General features: G+C 67.5%; 15 protein-coding genes. 6 read left to right on the top strand and 9 right to left on the bottom strand.

Annotated features, from left to right (window positions below):
* Window positions 1-85 precede the first annotated feature (85 nt).
* The gene (locus tag ACF07D_RS09840; RefSeq protein WP_391504790.1) at window positions 86-1,459 is read right to left on the bottom strand and encodes an aminopeptidase P family protein; all 1,374 of its coding nucleotides are present in this window, start codon (window positions 1,457-1,459) and stop codon (window positions 86-88) included.
* 113 nt (window positions 1,460-1,572) lie between these two features.
* Between ACF07D_RS09840 and ACF07D_RS09835 the strand changes: the two genes are divergently transcribed.
* Both ACF07D_RS09835 and ACF07D_RS09830 read left to right on the top strand, forming a co-directional pair.
* Window positions 1,573-2,325 carry an SDR family NAD(P)-dependent oxidoreductase gene (locus ACF07D_RS09835; RefSeq protein ID WP_255808054.1) on the top strand — a complete coding sequence of 251 codons (753 nt, stop codon included), beginning with the start codon at window positions 1,573-1,575 and terminating at the stop codon, window positions 2,323-2,325.
* Between the two features lie 176 nt (window positions 2,326-2,501).
* The gene (locus ACF07D_RS09830; RefSeq protein WP_391504789.1) at window positions 2,502-3,344 is read left to right on the top strand and encodes a PHP domain-containing protein; all 843 of its coding nucleotides are present in this window, start codon (window positions 2,502-2,504) and stop codon (window positions 3,342-3,344) included.
* Between the two features lie 45 nt (window positions 3,345-3,389).
* Here ACF07D_RS09830 and ACF07D_RS09825 read toward each other — a convergent pair whose 3' ends face one another.
* Together ACF07D_RS09825 and ACF07D_RS09820 are read right to left on the bottom strand one after the other, a co-directional pair.
* A complete protein-coding gene (locus ACF07D_RS09825; protein ID WP_391504788.1) occupies window positions 3,390-4,250 on the bottom strand; it encodes an alpha/beta fold hydrolase in 861 nt (286 codons plus the stop codon).
* Between the two features lie 75 nt (window positions 4,251-4,325).
* Window positions 4,326-5,921, bottom strand: coding sequence for a DEAD/DEAH box helicase (locus tag ACF07D_RS09820; RefSeq protein ID WP_391504787.1), 1,596 nt, complete (start codon window positions 5,919-5,921; stop codon window positions 4,326-4,328).
* 197 nt (window positions 5,922-6,118) lie between these two features.
* Here ACF07D_RS09820 and ACF07D_RS09815 point away from each other — a divergent pair, with 197 nt between their 5' ends.
* Both ACF07D_RS09815 and ACF07D_RS09810 read left to right on the top strand, forming a co-directional pair.
* The gene (locus ACF07D_RS09815; RefSeq protein ID WP_119284194.1) at window positions 6,119-6,838 is read left to right on the top strand and encodes a ferritin-like fold-containing protein; all 720 of its coding nucleotides are present in this window, start codon (window positions 6,119-6,121) and stop codon (window positions 6,836-6,838) included.
* 15 nt (window positions 6,839-6,853) lie between these two features.
* Window positions 6,854-8,026, top strand: a complete 1,173-nt coding sequence (locus ACF07D_RS09810) for a methyltransferase domain-containing protein (protein WP_391504786.1) — start codon at window positions 6,854-6,856, stop codon at window positions 8,024-8,026.
* Window positions 8,027-8,383: 357 nt separating this feature from the next.
* On the opposite strand, the gene ACF07D_RS09805 is transcribed toward ACF07D_RS09810, so the two are convergent.
* Entirely contained in the window at window positions 8,384-9,184 is an 801-nt protein-coding gene (locus tag ACF07D_RS09805; protein ID WP_391504785.1) for an NRDE family protein, read from the bottom strand.
* Between the two features lie 108 nt (window positions 9,185-9,292).
* Here ACF07D_RS09805 and ACF07D_RS09800 point away from each other — a divergent pair, with 108 nt between their 5' ends.
* The gene (locus ACF07D_RS09800; protein WP_391504784.1) at window positions 9,293-10,717 is read left to right on the top strand and encodes a bifunctional phosphopantothenoylcysteine decarboxylase/phosphopantothenate synthase; all 1,425 of its coding nucleotides are present in this window, start codon (window positions 9,293-9,295) and stop codon (window positions 10,715-10,717) included.
* A 63-nt stretch (window positions 10,718-10,780) separates the two neighbouring features.
* On the opposite strand, the gene aztD is transcribed toward ACF07D_RS09800, so the two are convergent.
* The 4 genes from aztD to aztB all read right to left on the bottom strand — a co-directional run bounded on the left by aztD (window position 10,781) and on the right by aztB (window position 15,353).
* Window positions 10,781-12,034 carry a zinc metallochaperone AztD gene (gene aztD / locus ACF07D_RS09795; protein ID WP_391504783.1) on the bottom strand — a complete coding sequence of 418 codons (1,254 nt, stop codon included), beginning with the start codon at window positions 12,032-12,034 and terminating at the stop codon, window positions 10,781-10,783.
* A 171-nt stretch (window positions 12,035-12,205) separates the two neighbouring features.
* Window positions 12,206-13,180 carry a metal ABC transporter solute-binding protein, Zn/Mn family gene (locus ACF07D_RS09790; RefSeq protein ID WP_391504782.1) on the bottom strand — a complete coding sequence of 325 codons (975 nt, stop codon included), beginning with the start codon at window positions 13,178-13,180 and terminating at the stop codon, window positions 12,206-12,208.
* A 23-nt stretch (window positions 13,181-13,203) separates the two neighbouring features.
* A complete protein-coding gene (locus ACF07D_RS09785) occupies window positions 13,204-14,484 on the bottom strand; it encodes an ABC transporter (protein WP_391504781.1) in 1,281 nt (426 codons plus the stop codon).
* Window positions 14,481-15,353 (bottom strand): zinc ABC transporter permease AztB, encoded by an 873-nt coding sequence (gene aztB, locus ACF07D_RS09780; protein WP_391504780.1) that lies wholly within the window; start codon window positions 15,351-15,353, stop codon window positions 14,481-14,483. The genes ACF07D_RS09785 and aztB overlap by 4 nt, the downstream gene beginning before the upstream one ends.
* A gap of 43 nt (window positions 15,354-15,396) precedes the next feature.
* On the opposite strand from aztB, the gene ACF07D_RS09775 reads away from it, so the two are divergent.
* Window positions 15,397-16,035, top strand: coding sequence for a metal ABC transporter ATP-binding protein (locus ACF07D_RS09775; RefSeq protein WP_391504779.1), 639 nt, complete (start codon window positions 15,397-15,399; stop codon window positions 16,033-16,035).
* A 241-nt stretch (window positions 16,036-16,276) separates the two neighbouring features.
* On the opposite strand, the gene ACF07D_RS09770 is transcribed toward ACF07D_RS09775, so the two are convergent.
* Window positions 16,277-16,492 (bottom strand): DUF3107 domain-containing protein, encoded by a 216-nt coding sequence (locus ACF07D_RS09770; RefSeq protein ID WP_119284185.1) that lies wholly within the window; start codon window positions 16,490-16,492, stop codon window positions 16,277-16,279.
* Window positions 16,493-16,500: the final 8 nt, after the last annotated feature.

The following is a 16,500-nucleotide window of genomic DNA, read 5'->3' as shown; positions in this document are numbered from 1 at the left end:
GGGAAGCGCGATTCGCGTTACAGCAGGAACGGGCCCCCGAACCCTCTCAGTATCCGGGGGCCCGTTCTCGGTGCTCGAGGGAGTGCTAAGCCGTGCGCGCGCCCTGCACCCACGCCTCGACGTCGTCAGCCGTGCGCGGGATGTTCGCCGAAAGGTTCACGCAGCCGTCCTCGGTGACAACGATGTCGTCCTCGATACGGATGCCGATCCCTCGGAGCTCCTCTGGTACGGTGAGGTCGTCAGGCTGGAAGTACAGGCCAGGCTCGATCGTGAAGACCATGCCTGGCTCGAGCACGCCGTCGAGGTACATCTCTCGCTTTGCCTGTGCGCAGTCGTGCACGTCGAGACCGAGGTGGTGGCTTGTGCCGTGCACCATGTAGCGGCGGTGGTATGGCGTGCCGTCAGCCTCGGGGAGGAGACCCCACTCGCGGGTGACACGCTCAATGACAGCCATCGCCGCGTCGTGCACGTCGCCGAAACGGATGCCAGGCTTCACGATCGCGCGTGCGGCGTCGGCAGCCTCGAGGACTGCCTCGTAGACGCGCCGCTGCGGCTCGGTGAAGGTACCCGAGATCGGGATAGTGCGGGTGATGTCTGCCGTGTACAGGCTGTCGAGTTCGACGCCGGCGTCGAGGAGGAGCAGGTCGCCCTCGCGCACGGCGCCGTCGTTGCGGATCCAGTGCAGCGTGCACGCGTGCGCGCCCGCCGCTGCGATCGTCTCGTACCCGACCTCGTTGCCGTCGAGGCGCGCACGATGGTTGAACACGCCCTCGATGACGCGTTCGCCGCGGGGATGCGCGCTTGCGTCGCCGAGTGCCGCGAGGACCTCGTTGAAGCCGCGCTGCGTCGAGTCGACGGCGGCCTGCATCTCGGCGAGCTCGTACGAGTCCTTCACGAGGCGCAGTTCGCTCGTCGCGCGGCCGAGCTCGGCGTCGTCGAGAGTGACGTCGCCGTCGGCTGACTGGAACTCCGCGAGGTGTGCGGTCTGCACGCCGAGCAGCGCTGCGACCTGCGCGAGTGACGGGCGCGGCCCGATCCAGAACTCGCCGATCTCTGGGTTCGCGAAGAACTCATCTGAGTCGCGGCCAGCGCGCTCCTGGAAGTAGAGGGTGGTCTCGCCCGACGCGTCGATCACGAGGATCGCACCAGGCTCAGACTCCGAACCCCACCCGGTGAGGTGCGCGAATGCACTGTGCGGGCGGTACGGGTAGAAGGTGTCGTTCGAGCGCTGCTTGAGGGCGCCGGCCGCGATGACGAGGCGCTTGCCGGGGAACTCGGCGGCGAGGGCCTTGCGGCGATCCGCCGCGAACTTCGCGACTGCAAGCTCGGCGGGGAGCTCGTCGACGCGGTCGGCCCAGCTCGACGAGATGTAATTGAGGAACGTTTCCGACTGGGGCGTCGTGCTCCGGTTGCTGTTGTCGATCTCCGCCTCGTGCGTGGCGGTCGTATTCTCGGTCATCCTCCCATCCTCCCACTTCCAGCTGGGTGCGTGCGCATCGAATCGAGGCGTACGGTTGGGACGAGGGCCCTGGCATCCGGCCGGGCGGTTCCCGCGTGGAAAGGACCACACATATGGCACAGTACGAAGTCGCCGATCGCTCGGCGATTGTTACCGGAGCAGGATCAGGGATCGGCCGCGCCGTCGCGCTGCTGCTTGCCGCGAACGGCGCGAAGGTCGTCGTGCAGGATCTCGACGCAACTGCCGCAGAAGCCGTCGTCGCAGAGATCACTGGTGCGGGCGGCGAAGCTGTCGCAGTTGTCGGCGACGCTGGCGCCGTCGACGTGATCGACGAGACCGTGCGCGCGGCGGAGGCCCTCGCGCCCCTGAAGATTGGCGTCAACAACGCCGGCATCGGTGGCGCGGTGGGCCCGACGTCGACCTATAGCGATGCCGACTGGCAGCGCGTGATCGACATCAACCTGTCAGCGGTGTTCCGCGGCACGCGCGCGCAGGTCGCGCACATGGCGCAGCACGGCGGCGGGGCCGTCGTGAACATCGCCTCGATCCTCGGCAGCGTCGGCAGTGCTGGATCGCCGGCGTACGTCGCGAGCAAGCACGCAGTTGTCGGGCTCACGAAGACCGCGGCGCTTGAGAACGCGGCGCTGGGCGTCCGCGTGAACTCGGTCGGACCGGGCTACGTCGATACCCCGCTGTTGAAGAACGCCGACGCCGACGCCCGCGCGGCGCTCATCGCGAAGCATCCGATGGGCAGGCTCGGCCGCGCAGAGGAGATCGCGCACATGGTCGCGTTCCTCGCGAGCGACGCTGCCTCGTTCGTGACTGGCAGTTACCACCTCGTCGACGGCGGCTACACGGCGCCGTAACGGGATCTGGATCCGGCGCGGGAACGACTGGGGCCGCGCCGGATCTCCCGTCCGCCCTCCGGGGCGGGTCGTGCTCGCCGTCCCGAGGGCGCGGCCGCAGGTCATCTCCTGGCGCCGAGGTAGGGCGTGGCCGCCTTCCGTTCGCTGACCTCGCCCCAGACTCGTAGACTGAGGGAATGACTGGTAGCGCGGGCTACGACCTGCACACGCACTCCCTCATCTCCGACGGCACAACGAGGCCCGCGGAGATCGCCGCCGAGGCCGCTGCCCTCGGGCTCGCAGGGTTTTCGCTCACCGACCACGACACGATTGACGGGTGGGACGAAGCGCGCGCGGCAGCAACCGCTGCCGGAATCGACTTCCTGCCAGGCATCGAGGTCACCACGAAGTATGAGTGGAAGTCGCGCCACCTGCTCGGGTACGGCATCGACCCGGCTGCGGGGGAACTCTTCGCTGCCCTCGCCACGGTGCGCGAGGCGAGGCTCGGCCGGGCGCGAGAGATGGTCGAGCTCATCGCCATGGACTACAGGCTCACCTGGGACGACGTCCTCGGCGAGTTCGAAGCGACGACAGTTGGTCGCCCGCACATCGCCGACGCCCTCGTCGCCGCAGGCTATTTTGTCGACCGCAGCGCGGCGTTCGCTGACGTGCTCCACCCCCGCTCGAAGTATTACGTGCCGACGTACGCGCTCGACACGCTTGATGCGATCAGGCTCGTACGCTCGGCGGGCGGTTTTCCGGTGCTCGCGCATCCCGTCGCCGAGCGGCAGCGCACGCCGACACCTCCCGACGCGGTGCGGGCATTCGAGCGCGCAGGCCTCAAGGGGATCGAACTCAACCACCCCGAGAACCGGGAGGACTGGCTCCCGCCGCTGCGGGACGCCGCCGACGAACTCGGGCTCACCGTCACCGGGGCGAGTGACTACCACGGCGCCGGTAAACCGAACCGCCTCGGGGAGCGTACGACCCCTGCCGAGACTGTTGAGCGCATTCGCGGCGTCGTGCATACGCCGCGTTAGTGGATCAGGATCGGGCTCCCGCCTGCATGGGCCCTCGCAGTCCAGCTAGCCCGCCAAGAACTCCCGCACCCGCGCGTTGAACGCGTCGGGTTCTGTGAGAAAGCCCGCGTGCACTGGAATCGTTGCGAACTCGGCGTGCGGGAGGTTCGTGTTCACCCACCGGCGCGCGTCGTCGGCCCAGGCATCCTGCGCGAGAAACAGCAGCGGCTTGCCTGAACTGTCAAACGCGGCAGCTGGGGCCGACAGGTCGGTTGCGAGCCCCTCGGCGCCGGTGATGATCGCAATGTGCTCGGGCGTCCGGGCGCCGTCGGCGATGAGCTTCCCGACAGCGGGCTCGGCCGCTGCGTCTTCCGCCGCGACGCCAAGCGCGTCTGCCGCGATGTACTCGAGGAAGCCCTGGCGATCTGTTGAGAGGAACTTCACGTAGGCAGGGAGCCCGTCGTGGTTGAGCGCGGCCTCGCCCCACTCGGCGGCATTCGCGGGGTCGAAGGGGACGCGCGGCGGCTCGTCAATGAGGATGAGTCGAGCGACGCGGTCGTCCACCCCGTCGACCTCGAGCGCCGAGAGCACGTCGAGCACGCCGAACGACCAGCCCGCGAGGGTGACGCCCCTGAGATCTAGTGCTGTGAGCAGGGCGGCGAGGTCACGGCCGCGCTGCGGGAAGCTGTTGCCGGTGAGCGGCTTACTCGACTCGCCATGACCGCGCGGGTCGACAGCGATGACCTCGTGGGCGCCTGCGAGCCCAATGAGCTGGTGCACGAACACCTCGGCCGAGAAGTTCCACCCGGGGACGAATACGACTGGCGAACCTGCGCCGGCCCGGAGCACGCGCAGCTCGACCTCGGGCGCAACCTCGACGCGGTCGACTGAAACGGTATCGGGCAGGGCGGGAAAATCAATGCTCATGCCCGCAAGCGTAAACGTTGCGGGCATGAGCACCAATGGATGTTTCGAACCGTGACGTCCCGGACGTCGGGCGGGCTATGCGGCGGGAGCCTCCGCGGGAGCCGAAGCGCCGCTGTCGGCTGCCTGCGTCGCCTCGGGCTGTGCACCCTCTGCAGAGGCACCGGCCCCGTTGCCGCGGCCACGACCGCCCCGACGGCGGCGGCGACGCGGTGCGCCCTCCCCGTCAGTGCCGGTGCTCTCGGGCGCCGGGGCGCCGGGCTCGCTGCCGCCGTCGGCGTCATGACCGTGCTGCTCGTGACCGTGCGACTCGTGTCGGCCCGGACCCTGCGGGTTCGCGCTGCGTGTGCGGCGGCGTGTTCGCTTAGAGCCGCCCTCGCCCGCGGCGTCCGACTCCGAGCGCGATCCTGATCCTGATCCCGCCGAACGAGCACCCGACGTGCGCGAGCGGGTGCGCTCGCCGCGGGGAGCGGTCTCCTTCACGGGCGTCGCCTTGAGGCGACCCTTCGAGCCCTCGGGAATGTTCAGGTCAGTGAACAGGTGCGGCGAGGACGAGTAGGTCTCGACGGGCTCGGCGATGCCGAACTCGAGCGCCTTGTTGATGAGTGCCCACTTGTGCATGTCGTCCCAGTCGACAAACGTCACGGCGATGCCTGTGCGGCCCGCGCGGCCTGTGCGCCCGACGCGGTGCAGGTACGCCTTCTCGTCGTCGGGTACCGTGTGGTTGATGACGTGTGTCACGTCGTCAACATCGATGCCGCGAGCCGCGACCTCGGTCGCGATGAGCACATCCTTCTTGCCCGACTTGAACGCGGCCATCGCGCGCTCGCGCTGATCCTGATTGAGGTCGCCGTGCACGGCTGCGGCGCTGAAGCCGCGGTCCGTGAGCTCCTCCTGCAGGCGGGCAGCCGCGCGCTTCGTGCGCATGAAGATGACAGTCTTGCCGCGGTCCTCCGCCTGCAGGATGCGGCCGATGACCTCATCCTTGTCGAGCGAGTGCGCGCGGTAGATGATGTGTTGAATGTTCGCCTGCGCTGCGCCCTCGTCGGGGTCAGTCGCGCGGATGTGGATCGGGTTCGACATGAAGCGGCGCGCGAGCGACACGATGATGCCTGGCATGGTCGCCGAGAACAGCATTGTGTGGCGGTTCGCCGGAGTCTTCGAGAACAGCTTCTCGATGTCGGCGAGGAAGCCGAGGTCGAGCATCTTGTCTGCCTCATCGAGCACCATCTCGCGGACCTTGCCGAGATCGAGCACGCGCTGGCTCGCGAGGTCGAGGAGGCGGCCGGGGGTACCGACAACGACCTGGGCGCCCGCCTTCAGCTGCTCGATCTGCCCCTCGTACGCCTTGCCGCCGTAGATCGGCACGACAGTAGTCGCACGGTTCTTCGTGGCGAGCTCGAGGTCCTCGAAGACCTGCATCGCGAGCTCGCGAGTCGGCACGACGACGAGCGCCTGCACTCCGGGCTCTGGGTTCGCGCCGAGCCGCTGCAGCAGCGGGAGGCCGAAGCCGAAGGTCTTGCCCGTTCCAGTCTTCGCCTGGCCGATGATGTCCTGGCCGGTGATGGCGAGGGGGATCGTCTGCTCTTGAATGGGGAAGGCCTCCGAGATGCCCTTTTCGGTGAGCGCATCGACAATGTCTTGGTCGATTCCGAGTTCTACAAATGTGGTCACGCCTGTGTCCTGTTCTGTGTTCGATTGTGCATTGCTGCGCGTGAGACAGGGCGCAGCCTCCGACACTCCAGCGGCGACGGAGAAAAATACGTGTCCCATCAGTCTATGGGGCAATGCGACATCTGCGTGATTCAGACTGTGCTATTTCTATGCACGGTATTCCCGCGTCGCTCCGTAGCGGAGGTAAGCTAGGCACCGTGTTTGACTGGATCCGGGGATTGCGCAAGAAGCAGGCGCCCTCTAAGACGGCGCTCTCGCACGCAAGCGAATCGGCAGCCGAGCGCGTCGACCTTGCCGAGTTTGCGCCCGGAATCATGCCCTTTCTTGGCCTCACCGCCTACCTGCAGCTCGAGCTGTACGAAGCAGCGACCCGCGGCGTCTCAGGCGCCGCGACTCTCGAAGCGAAAGAAACGCTTGCGAGGGTTGCGGGGGAGACGTTGTCGAAACAGCAGCGGCTCGCCGACGAGATTCGCCGCCGCGGTTCCGAGCCCCACGTCGTCATGCGCCCCTTCACGAAGGTCATCGACGACTATGTTGAGCGCATCGACACCGACGACTGGCATCAGCACGTGCTGTCGCTGTACCTCGTCGGCGGTCTATTTGATGACTTTTTCGCGAGCCTCGCGACTGGTCTGAAAGACTCCTACCGCACCGAGGCGATCGCCGTGCTCACGGGCGGCGAGGGCCGCGCGGCACTGAAAGGCTTGCTTGAGCAGGCGCTCGAAGACGACCCGAAGCTGTCAAGCTGGCTCGCGCTCTGGGGGCGACGACTCGTCGGTGACACCCTCCTCGTATCGCGTGCCGTGCTGAACCTCAGCGAGAAGCGCGAGTTCGTCGAGAGCGAGGTAGAGCCCGTGTTCACCGAGCTCATCGCCGACCACATTCGCCGCATGGACGGGCTCGGCCTCACCGCCTAGCCGATGGTGCTGCCAGTGCAAGACCGCGCCGCGCCGCCCCACTGCCGCTACTTCGAGGCTGGGGTGTGTCGTTCGTGCACCTTCATCGAAACCCCGATTGACGCCCAGCTGCGCACGAAACAGGAGCGCTGCGCCGAGCTGCTTCCCGCGGTTCCCGCTGCCGCCTGGCTCGCCCCCGTCTCTGGCGGGGTCGCGGGCTTCCGCAACCGCGCGAAGCTCGCCGTAGGTGGGGTCCCAGGCGCCGTGACGCTCGGGATCCTCGACCGCGGCGGCGCCGGCGTTGACCTCACTGAGTGTCTGATTCACGAGCCCGACATTCAGGCTGTGATCCCTGTCCTCGCCGACTTCGTGAACGCCTCGGGCATCGAGCCGTACTCGGTGCCGCGTCGGCGAGGAGAGCTGAAGTACGTGCACGTCACGGTGAGTCCCGCTGGTGAGCTGATGGTTCGTTTCGTCGTGCGAAGTGAGCACGGCCTCGGGGTGATTCGCTCCCGCGTTGACTGGCTGCGAGAGCTGCTGCCCCAGGCAGCGGTGATCTCAGTCAACCTGTTGCCCGAGCACAAGGCCGTGCTTGAGGGGGAGCGGGAGGAGCCGCTCGTCGGCTCCGCGCTCGCAATGGAGCTTGGCGAGGGGCTGACGCCCGTGACGCTGTACCTCCGGCCGCAAAGCTTCTTTCAGACGAACACTCGCGTCGCGCTCGCACTGTACGAGCAGGCAGCTGCATGGGTCGATGCGATCGAGCCCGCGTCGCTCTGGGACCTGTACTGCGGTGTTGGCGGCTTCGCGCTGTTCACTGCGCGCTCAGCGTCGGGCACCCGGCGTGACGTGCTCGGCGTCGAACTCAGCGAGCAGGCGATTCGCTCTGCCGAGCGCAGCGCGACCGAAGCCGGCATCCCCGCCACGTTCCTCGCCGGTGACGCGACCGAATTCGCGCTCGCCGCAGACCCCGCAGAGTTGCCCGAGCTCGTCGTGGTGAACCCGCCCCGCCGCGGGATCGGTGACACCCTTGCCGACTGGCTCGAAAGGTCTGGGATCCAGGGCGTCATCTACTCGAGCTGCAACCCGGAAACTCTCGCGAAAGACCTCGAGCGCATGCAGTCATACGCAGTGCGCGAGGCGCGCCTGTTCGACATGTTCCCGCACACAGGCCACCTTGAAGTCGCGGTGCTGCTCGAGCGCCGCCCGTAGGTCCCCTGCGCGCCTGCCCGCCCTGGGCCCGCTCGGCCCGGCCCAGCCCCCGACCCACCCCGCCCCAGCCCAGCCCCACCCGCCCGGCCCCGCCCTGCACCGCCCTGCACTGACTCAGCCCAGCCCCACCCACCCCCGCGACAGAGTAGGTTTCTCGCGAGACGACCCATTATCTGCGCCTGGATAGGGATCCTCTTGCGGGGAACCTACTCTTTGGTGGGTCTGACGTATAGCCAGGAGTGCCCGCTCGGTGTGCCCGGCACATCTTTCTGGTGAGCGCACTCCCAACCACCGCGCAGCTTCGTGTGTGCAGGAGGGAACGATGTGCGCAACGGGTCTCGGCGGCGCGCCGAGTGGTTAGGCTGTCGCGAACTCTGGGGTGCCCCAGCTGCCCGGCTCGGTGAATGGCGCCCAGCGGAGATCCACGAGACCACCAGCGTCCCCAGCGCCACCGTCCCCAGCACCAGTGTCCCCAGCCCCCCGGGAACCAACACCACCGCGATCAACACCCGGCGACACCTCAGCGATGCACGCCAGCAGGGATAGCGTCGGGTAACCGAGCGGCCGGTTGTCGCGCACGATCGCCTCATCGTCGCTCGGTGACAGCTCTGCTGTGCGGGCGAGCAGCCCAAGCCACAACTCGCGCCACTCGGCCTCGGGGGCCCCTGCCAGAGCCCGGAACTCCGGCAGCCAGCGAGCGATCCGCTCGGAGCGGGGATCGTCAACGTCATGGTGCGCGAGCATATGTATGCCGGGGGTGAGGCGATTGCGTCGCAGCGTGAGGCCGTCCCACGCCGACACGAACGATGCCGACCCGGCGACCTCGACGAGTGAGAACGGGGCGGCGGTTGGCGGGTCGAGAAGCGCGCCGCCGGCGACCGAGTCAAGTACGAGGCCGCCCCGCGAGGTGAAGCCGCCTGCTGGCTCTGCCATCTCTGCAGCGCGGTTGACCATCACGGCGAGCCTGCCACGGTCGGGCGCGACAGCGAGCCACGCGCCGTTGGCCCGGCGGTCGCGCACACCGAGTGTCCCGGGGTGTTTGGCTGGCCACCATTCGCCTGGGGGATCCCACGGGCGGTTCGGATCCTCATCACGCACGGCAAGCACCCTCGTCGGCGCGGACTCGTCAGCGGGGACCTCGATCACGACGGTACACATGTTCTCGAGTGTAGTGGCGCCTCGCAGCTGCACGCTGGCAGCGAGGTCCCGCGGACGAGCGACGCAGCGTCTCTGCGGAAACCGAGCAATCAGTGCAAGTATTGAGGCGTGAACATTGTGCTTGGAGTCAGCGGCGGGATCGCCGCGTACAAGGCCGTCGCCCTCGCCCGGCTACTCGTCGAAGCTGGCCACGAGGTGCATGTCGTGCCGACGGCGGACGCGCTGCGCTTTGTCGGCCAGCCCACCTGGGAAGCGATCAGCAGGAACCCAGTGACGACGTCAGTCCACGAAGACGTCCCCGAGGTGCGGCACGTCGCGCTCGGGCAGAACGCCGACCTCATTGTTGTCGCGCCTGCAACCGCGAACACGCTGGCACGAATGACGGCGGGCCTCGCCGACGACCTGCTGGGAACTACGCTGCTTGCGACGCGGGCACCGGTTGTCGTTGCGCCCGCGATGCACACAGAGATGTGGCAGCACCCAGCCACGCAAGACAACGTTGCGATTCTGCGGGCACGCGGTGTTTCCTTCGTCGGTCCTGAGAACGGCAGACTCACTGGCAACGACACCGGCCCCGGCCGTATGAGCGAGCCCGCCGACATTTTCGAACACGTCCAGCGGCTGCTCGGCGACGGCGGGGCGGGCGAGCTGGCGTCGCCCGCCGACGAGCCTGCCGCGGTGCCCGAGCCCACAGATCAGGATCGCGTGAGCCCACCCGCGCCTCCGAGCTGGGCAGCACAGGTGACTGAGGCGATGCCTGCGGTAGAGCGTGACGACGAGCGGACAGCAACGGGTGCCGTGGACTCTGTCGCTCGGGAGCGCGGTGACCTTGCCGGGGTGCGGGTCCTCGTAACAGCAGGAGGCACACGCGAACCGATCGACCCAGTGCGCTATCTCGGCAACCGGTCGAGCGGCAAGCAGGGGATAGCTATTGCTGCAGCGGCGGCCGATCGGGGTGCTGAAGTTGTGCTGCTCGCCGCGAACATCGACACGAGCGTGCTCGCCGAGGTCGCGAGCGACCCCGCGGTTCGCGTCGTACCAGTTGGCACAACGGCTGAGCTCGATTCGACCGCGCACGCCGCAGCGAAGGGAGCACGCGTCGTGATCATGGCGGCGGCGGTCGCCGACTATCGGGTCGCCGACATCGCCGATCACAAGATTCGCAAAGAGGACTCGGGTGGCGGCGCGCCAACGCTCGCGCTTGTCGAGAACCCAGACATCTTGGTGAGTCTCGTGCGCGAACGCCAGGGTGACCAGGTCATTGTCGGGTTCGCCGCCGAGACCGTCGAAAGCGAGGACGAACTGCTCGAGCGCGGGCGGCGCAAGCTCGCGCGGAAGGGCGTCGACCTGCTCGCCGTGAACGCCGTCGGCTGGAAAGAAGGCTTCGAAGCCGAGGAGAACGACGTCCGGGTGCTTGACATGGACGGCGATGTCGTTGCCGCTATCGCTGGCTCGAAGCGAGAGGTTGCGGATGCGCTGCTCGACGCGGTTCGCGATGAACTCGACTTCGCCGAGAGCCCGCTGGTGAACTAGCAGGCTCACGACCATGCCGGTCGGGCGTGTGTGAGCCCCGACCGGCATGGTCATCCGCCTGCGCTAGTGGCTGAGCGCCACGGCGATCTCGTTTGGTGGTGCGTCGAGCGTGATAGACGAGATCTTCTCGCCGGTCGCCAGATCGATAGCGTGGACTGACTTCGTCGCTGGCTCCGTGACGTAGGCGATGTCGCCATCGGCGACGATTGCCGGGTGGGCATCCTGCCAGTTTGCAGGCCCCTCCCAGGGGGTGATGACCGGGTGCGAGGCAACAATTGTTCCGGTCTTCGGGTCGAGAACGTGAATCGAACCATCCGTCGAGAGCACGTAGGCATTGCCTTCTGGGCCGCGCGTGACGCCGCGGAACGTGTACCGCACGTTCTCGGGGAGTGCCACAACGTCGAGCGTCTCGTGCTCCGTGTCGATGAGCGTTACAGCGCCCAGCAGGTAGCCTTCGGCGTCTGGATCGCTCTTGTAGTCGCCCACGACGATGGGACTGTCTGGTGCAGTGAACGCGTTGCCCATGCGGCCGAACGCGTCGGGCGCGTCGAGCTTCGTGAACTCGTCGTCTTTGTAGAGCAGGGCGCCGTCTTCGCAGCCGAACACGACGACCTCGTTGCGCGCGGTGCCCTCACCGTGAATGCCTGGGCAGTCGGCGGACGTGGTGACGTCGTGCCAGTGGTCGTCGTGGGGTTCGAGCGCTGTCGCCCCCGATCGGCCGTCTGCAGTACCAACGGTCGTAAGGAGGGTGCCGTTGCCAAGCTCAATGGAAACTCCGTGATGCGGCGCATCGGCTTCGAAACTCCGAGTGTCGGGCCGATCAGTGTCGTTGCTCAGTAGTGCGCCCGTCGGTACGAGCGTGGTGATGCCAGTCCCGTCGTCGTACAGCGCGGTCGTACCCTCGTGGCGTACCGCGTGGCCGGCTGCTTCGGCAGGGAATACGAGCCCGGTAAGTTTCGCAGCCTCGGCATCGACAACCTCGAATCCGCGAGACGTGGTGAGCAGCAGGTGCTTGCCGTCGCCAAATGCGTTCAGGCGGGTGAACTCCTCGGTCTCGAACGACTCAACGGCCTCGATCCCGCCGCCTGTCGCAGCGTCGCTCGTGAGAACGGTGACGCCGCCAGGGGTCGTGACCGCGAGAGCAGTGTGGCTGCCTCCAGAGTCCTCGGCGTGGTCGTGGCCGGCGCGGTCTTCCCCGACTGCCGCGCCTGGTACGCACGCCGTGAGGGCGGCGAGACTGACGCCTGCCACGGCTGCGGCGATCCACTGACGTGTCTGTGTGCGCCCCTTCGTCGGCGTGTGTGCTCGTGTGTGCATGGTTCTCCTTCGTGTTGGTTGTGGTGTGTGAGCTGTGAGTTGACGTGTGTCAGACCGGACCGTTCCCACAGAGTGGGTCCCCGCCACGACCCAGCCGGACGAGCCCAGGCGAACCCGGTCGTCTGCGATAGCGATCCGTGCCTCGTATCGGTTCGGCTCCGAGGGCTGCGGCTACCTGTCAGCTGGCGTCGCGGTAGCGAGGCCAGCCACGATGCGGTCGGTATTGGTCTGCAACATGGCGACGTACGTGGCTGCTCCGGCTCCTGGCTCGGACAGCGACTCGGTGAAAAGGGGCACGACGTCGACGGTGATTCCGGCCTCATCGGCGAGAACCCGCATGAGCCTGTCAGGCGACGAAGACTCAGCGAAGATTGTCGGCACCCGCGCCTCAGTGATTGCGGACACCAGCGCGTTGAGATCCTTCGCGCTTGGCGCCGCGAGCGTCGTACCACCGGGGATCGCGGTTCCCAGGATTTCGAACCCGTAGCGCTTCGCGAAGTATCCAAAGACGTGATGGTTGGTGACGAGTACCCGTCGCTCGCGCGGGATCGCGGCAAAGCGTTTAGCCATACTCGCGTCGGCAGCAGCAAGATCCGCGGCGTAGCCGGTGCCGCGCTGCATGATGGCGGCGCGAGTGTCGTCGTCGAGCGACGGGAGGGCAGCGAGTGTGTCGGTGAGGGCTCCGACGACGGCAACCATCTGCAGCGGATCTGTCCAGAAGTGAGGATCGGGACCTGCGGCGTCAGAGACGCCTTGCGCGTCGCCTGCGACATATCGCAACGCGTCGACGTGGTCGCCGGCGATGAACTGGGTACCGCCAGCCGCCGTAACCCTGTCGAGGTGCCGCTGCAGCCCCTCCTCAAGCCCGAGGCCGTTGGAGACCAGCAGGTCCGCCTCGTCCATCGCCGCGGCCTGCTGTGCTGAGATCTCAAACGAGTGCGGATCCGCGCCCGGCTGCATGAGCGTCGTGACAGTGGCGGCGTCGCCGACGATCTGCGAAACAACGTCTCCGAGGATATTCGTTGTGACGACCACGTTCGCCTGGCCATCCTGGCCGTCGTCCCCGCTCGGTCCCGGGCTACACGCCGTGAGGGAGAGCAGGAGAGCCGCCGCGATCGCGAGGCTCCGGCGAGTGCCTCTCCTCATGATGCGGTCACCCTGGCCGCGGCTCACTGCCCAACCTCCGCGAGGAAGTCGGGTCGCACCGCCGGCGCCAGCTCACGGGCGATCCTGGCACTGTCAACGTAGTCGATCTCGTAGACGAGGCCCCTGCTCGGCGAGTTGACGTAGGCCCGCTGCGAGTCAACGGTGAGGGTGAGCGTATCGAGAACGTCAGAGGCGAGATCAGCGGTCTCGAGTAGCGGCGGGGTTGCGGCGAGCTCTTCACCGGAACGAAGCACCCGCACGCTTCCGCGCGCATCGAGCGCGACGACGTGTTCGGCTTCGTCGCCGACTGCGACCGCGCGAACAAGCTCTGCGGAGCTTGGGCTCCACGCCCAGGTATGCGCGCGCGCATCAAACTGCCAGATGCCGGGCTGCCTGTCAGCCCCGCGACCGATGCCGGCGAGCGTTGGCCTGCCTTTGCGACCGGCGAGGTACTCGGGGGTGCCCCCAGGTGCGTCGGGGAACGGAACGAGGGTGAGCGACGCGTTCTCGGCGACCGCGTCTTCGGCCTCCGCGACGATGGCGCCTGCCTCGCACAGCACGACGAGGCCGGCCCGGGTGGTGGTGGCGCTGCGAGGAGATTCGCACGCCGTTGTCTGGCCGGTGGGGGTTCCGCTCGCGTCTACAACGCGCAGCTCGGTCGCGCCGTTGTCCGTGTTCACATGAGACACGAGTGCGCCGTCGCCGAGTGGCGCCGCGATGCCCGAGTGCGGGGCTTCGGAGACACGAAACCTCTCCACGAGTGAGCCCGTGCTCAGCGCGGCGTTGTCGAGCAAGACAGCCTCGCCCGAGCCCTCGAAGAACACGCCCGTCGAGCCGGTGGTCGGGAGGGCATCCCCAGCGATCGCAGCTGAACCTTCGCCCGACAGGATGCCGATCTGCGCCGGTGCTGCGCGGTAGAAGTGGAAGTGGTCGCCATGGTCCCAGGTCCAAGCTCCGCCATCGGTGATGGCGACCCCCGAACCAGAGTCGGAGAACACATAGCGCCCGTCAGTTGTCACGTTCTCGGGCGCGGGTACTGACCCGAGCGCGCGCTCGCCGCCGTCGATGAGGTCGAGCAGGCTGGTCTCGCCGTCCGTGGAGACGGTTGCCAGTTGTAGCTGGGCCTCGGCGACTTCGACCGCGCCTGCCACCGCGCCATGCCCGCTGCCGTCCGTGGGCCGTGCCGAATCGGTGCCTTCTGGCGAGGGTGATGTGGCTGGTCCGGGCGCGATGGTGCACGCGACGAGCGCGAGGGAGAGGGTCGCTCCGCAGGCGAGGACGAGGGGGAGTGATCGGCTATTCATGTGGTGCTTCCTAATGAGGCGATGGGGGCGCTTGAGTTCCAGATGCGTGCCGCGGCGAGCTTGCAGCTGTGCGATATCCCGGCGGCGGCTACGCCGCTGGCGGCGACGGTCGAGCCGGCCGCGGACCCGATAGCCCACGAGATCGCGAGCCCGACCGTGACGGCGAGGACCCCGATCACCGCCGCGATCACCATGCGACCCTGGATGCTCTGGTGCCACGGCTGTGCTGCGACGGCTGGGCCGAGTAGCAGTGCGACGACGAGGAGCGTTCCCACGGCCTGAGCCGAGGCCACGACTGCGAGCATGACGAGCCCGACGAGCAGTCCTTGCGTGAGGTGGGGGCGGTACCCGAGCGTCAACGCAAGACGCCTGTCAAATGCCAGTGCAACGAACGCGCGGTGTCTGGCTGCGGCGACGGTGAGCACGACCGACGAGGTAGCGGCCAGCAATGCGATGTCGGTCCAGGAGATTGCGAGGATGTCCCCGAACAGCACCGCCGTCAGGTCGGTCGCGAAGCTCCCTGAGCCCGAGACGATGATCACGCCGGTTGCGAGCATTGCGACGAACAGGAGACCGATGCTCGTGTCGTATGAGAGCTTGCCGCGGCGCTGGAGCGCGGCAACAAGTGCGCTCATGACCGCGGCCGAGAGTCCGCCCCCGATCACCGGGGGAATTCCTGCGAGGGTCGCGATGGCGACGCCCGGCAACATGCCGTGCCCGATCGCCTCGCCGAAGAATGCCATCCCGCGAATCACGACCCACGTGCCGACGACGCCGCAAACGATGGCGACGACGGCGCCACCAACAACGGCACGGGCGAAGAACGCGGAGCCGAGCGCATCGAAGAACCAGAACATGGACACAGACACTACAGATAATGAAAACCATTCTCAACATGCTAGGTTTGTGACTATGACCGATTTGGCCCCCGTACGCGCCCGCGCGCTCTTCTATGCCCATGACTCAAAACCTGTGCTGTCCGGGGTCAGCATCGACATACCCGCCGGGCGTGTCACGGCACTCGTCGGGCCAAACGGCGCCGGCAAAACGACGCTTGTCGAGGTGCTCGCCGGGGTGCGCCGGCCAACGTCGGGTCAGGTCACGCGAGACACCCCAATCGCACTCGTCGTGCAGCGACCCGACGCGCCGTCGGAGCTACCGATCACCGGTCGCCAGGTCGTTTCTCTCGGGGTCGCGGCTCCGGCGAGAGGCATCCGGCCTGGCCGCAGATCACAGGCTGGCCAAGTCGCGGAGGCGCTTGAACGCGTCGGTGCGTCCGAGTTTGCCGACGCGCCCTTTTCGCAACTCTCTGGCGGGCAACGCCAACGGGTCCTCATCGCGCAGGGGCTCGCGGTCGGCGCGGGCGCGCTGCTGCTCGATGAGCCGGCGGCGGGGCTTGACGAGGTTAGCCGCGAGCGCACGCGGGAGATCCTTGCGGCTGAGGCGAACCGCGGCGTTGCGGTCGCTGTCGTCACCCATGACGCAGCGGACATTGCGGCAGCTGACCGCGTGATTAGGATCGAGAGTTGCCGTGCTCACGTGGATGTCTAGGGGCCGGGACGCGGTGATCGGTGCGGCCTCGGCCCGCTTGCTCACCGGCGCTAACGCGTTTGAGGGTGGTCGCCGGGCCGGCACCGACGGTTGAGCTCCGGACCCAGGGGAGAAGGGGAAAGCGCGAGACGCACGAATGGCGGCACCCCAACTGGGATACCGCCATTCGTTTCGGTTGGGGGAGTAGCCGAACCGGTGCTCCGCCCTGGGGCCTGACCATCTGGCCGGCCCGAGTAGTGGGTTAGCTCACGAAGCCGACCTTGCGTGAGGTGTCGCTGCCGAGCTCAACATAGGAGATCAGCTCGCGGTTCACGAGGAAGGTGCGCCCCTTACTGTCAGTCAGCGAGACGAGGCCGGTGGGGGCTGCCTGGATGAGGGTGCTGAGTTCTTCTGCCGACGAGTCGGTCTCGAATGAGAGCTCGCGCGCCGACTGGTTGATGCCGATCCGTACTTCCACAGCTGCCT

The organism is Leucobacter sp. NPDC015123, assembly GCF_043080205.1.
Classification (GTDB): Bacteria; Actinomycetota; Actinomycetes; order Actinomycetales; family Microbacteriaceae; genus Leucobacter; species Leucobacter aridicollis_A.
This window is presented reverse-complemented; position numbering and strand designations above follow the sequence as displayed.

Bases quoted from the DNA above. Each gene is read 5' to 3' on its own strand.
- ACF07D_RS09840 (WP_391504790.1), bottom strand. From the start codon at position 1,459: ATGACCGAGAATACGACCGCCACGCACGAGGCGGAGATCGACAACAGC.
- ACF07D_RS09835 (WP_255808054.1), top strand. From the start codon at position 1,573: ATGGCACAGTACGAAGTCGCCGATCGCTCGGCGATTGTTACCGGAGCA.
- ACF07D_RS09830 (WP_391504789.1), top strand. From the start codon at position 2,502: ATGACTGGTAGCGCGGGCTACGACCTGCACACGCACTCCCTCATCTCC.
- ACF07D_RS09825 (WP_391504788.1), bottom strand. From the start codon at position 4,250: ATGAGCATTGATTTTCCCGCCCTGCCCGATACCGTTTCAGTCGACCGC.
- ACF07D_RS09805 (WP_391504785.1), bottom strand. From the start codon at position 9,184: ATGTGTACCGTCGTGATCGAGGTCCCCGCTGACGAGTCCGCGCCGACG.
- aztD (WP_391504783.1), bottom strand. From the start codon at position 12,034: ATGCACACACGAGCACACACGCCGACGAAGGGGCGCACACAGACACGT.
- ACF07D_RS09790 (WP_391504782.1), bottom strand. From the start codon at position 13,180: ATGAGGAGAGGCACTCGCCGGAGCCTCGCGATCGCGGCGGCTCTCCTG.
- ACF07D_RS09785 (WP_391504781.1), bottom strand. From the start codon at position 14,484: ATGAATAGCCGATCACTCCCCCTCGTCCTCGCCTGCGGAGCGACCCTC.
- ACF07D_RS09775 (WP_391504779.1), top strand. From the start codon at position 15,397: ATGACCGATTTGGCCCCCGTACGCGCCCGCGCGCTCTTCTATGCCCAT.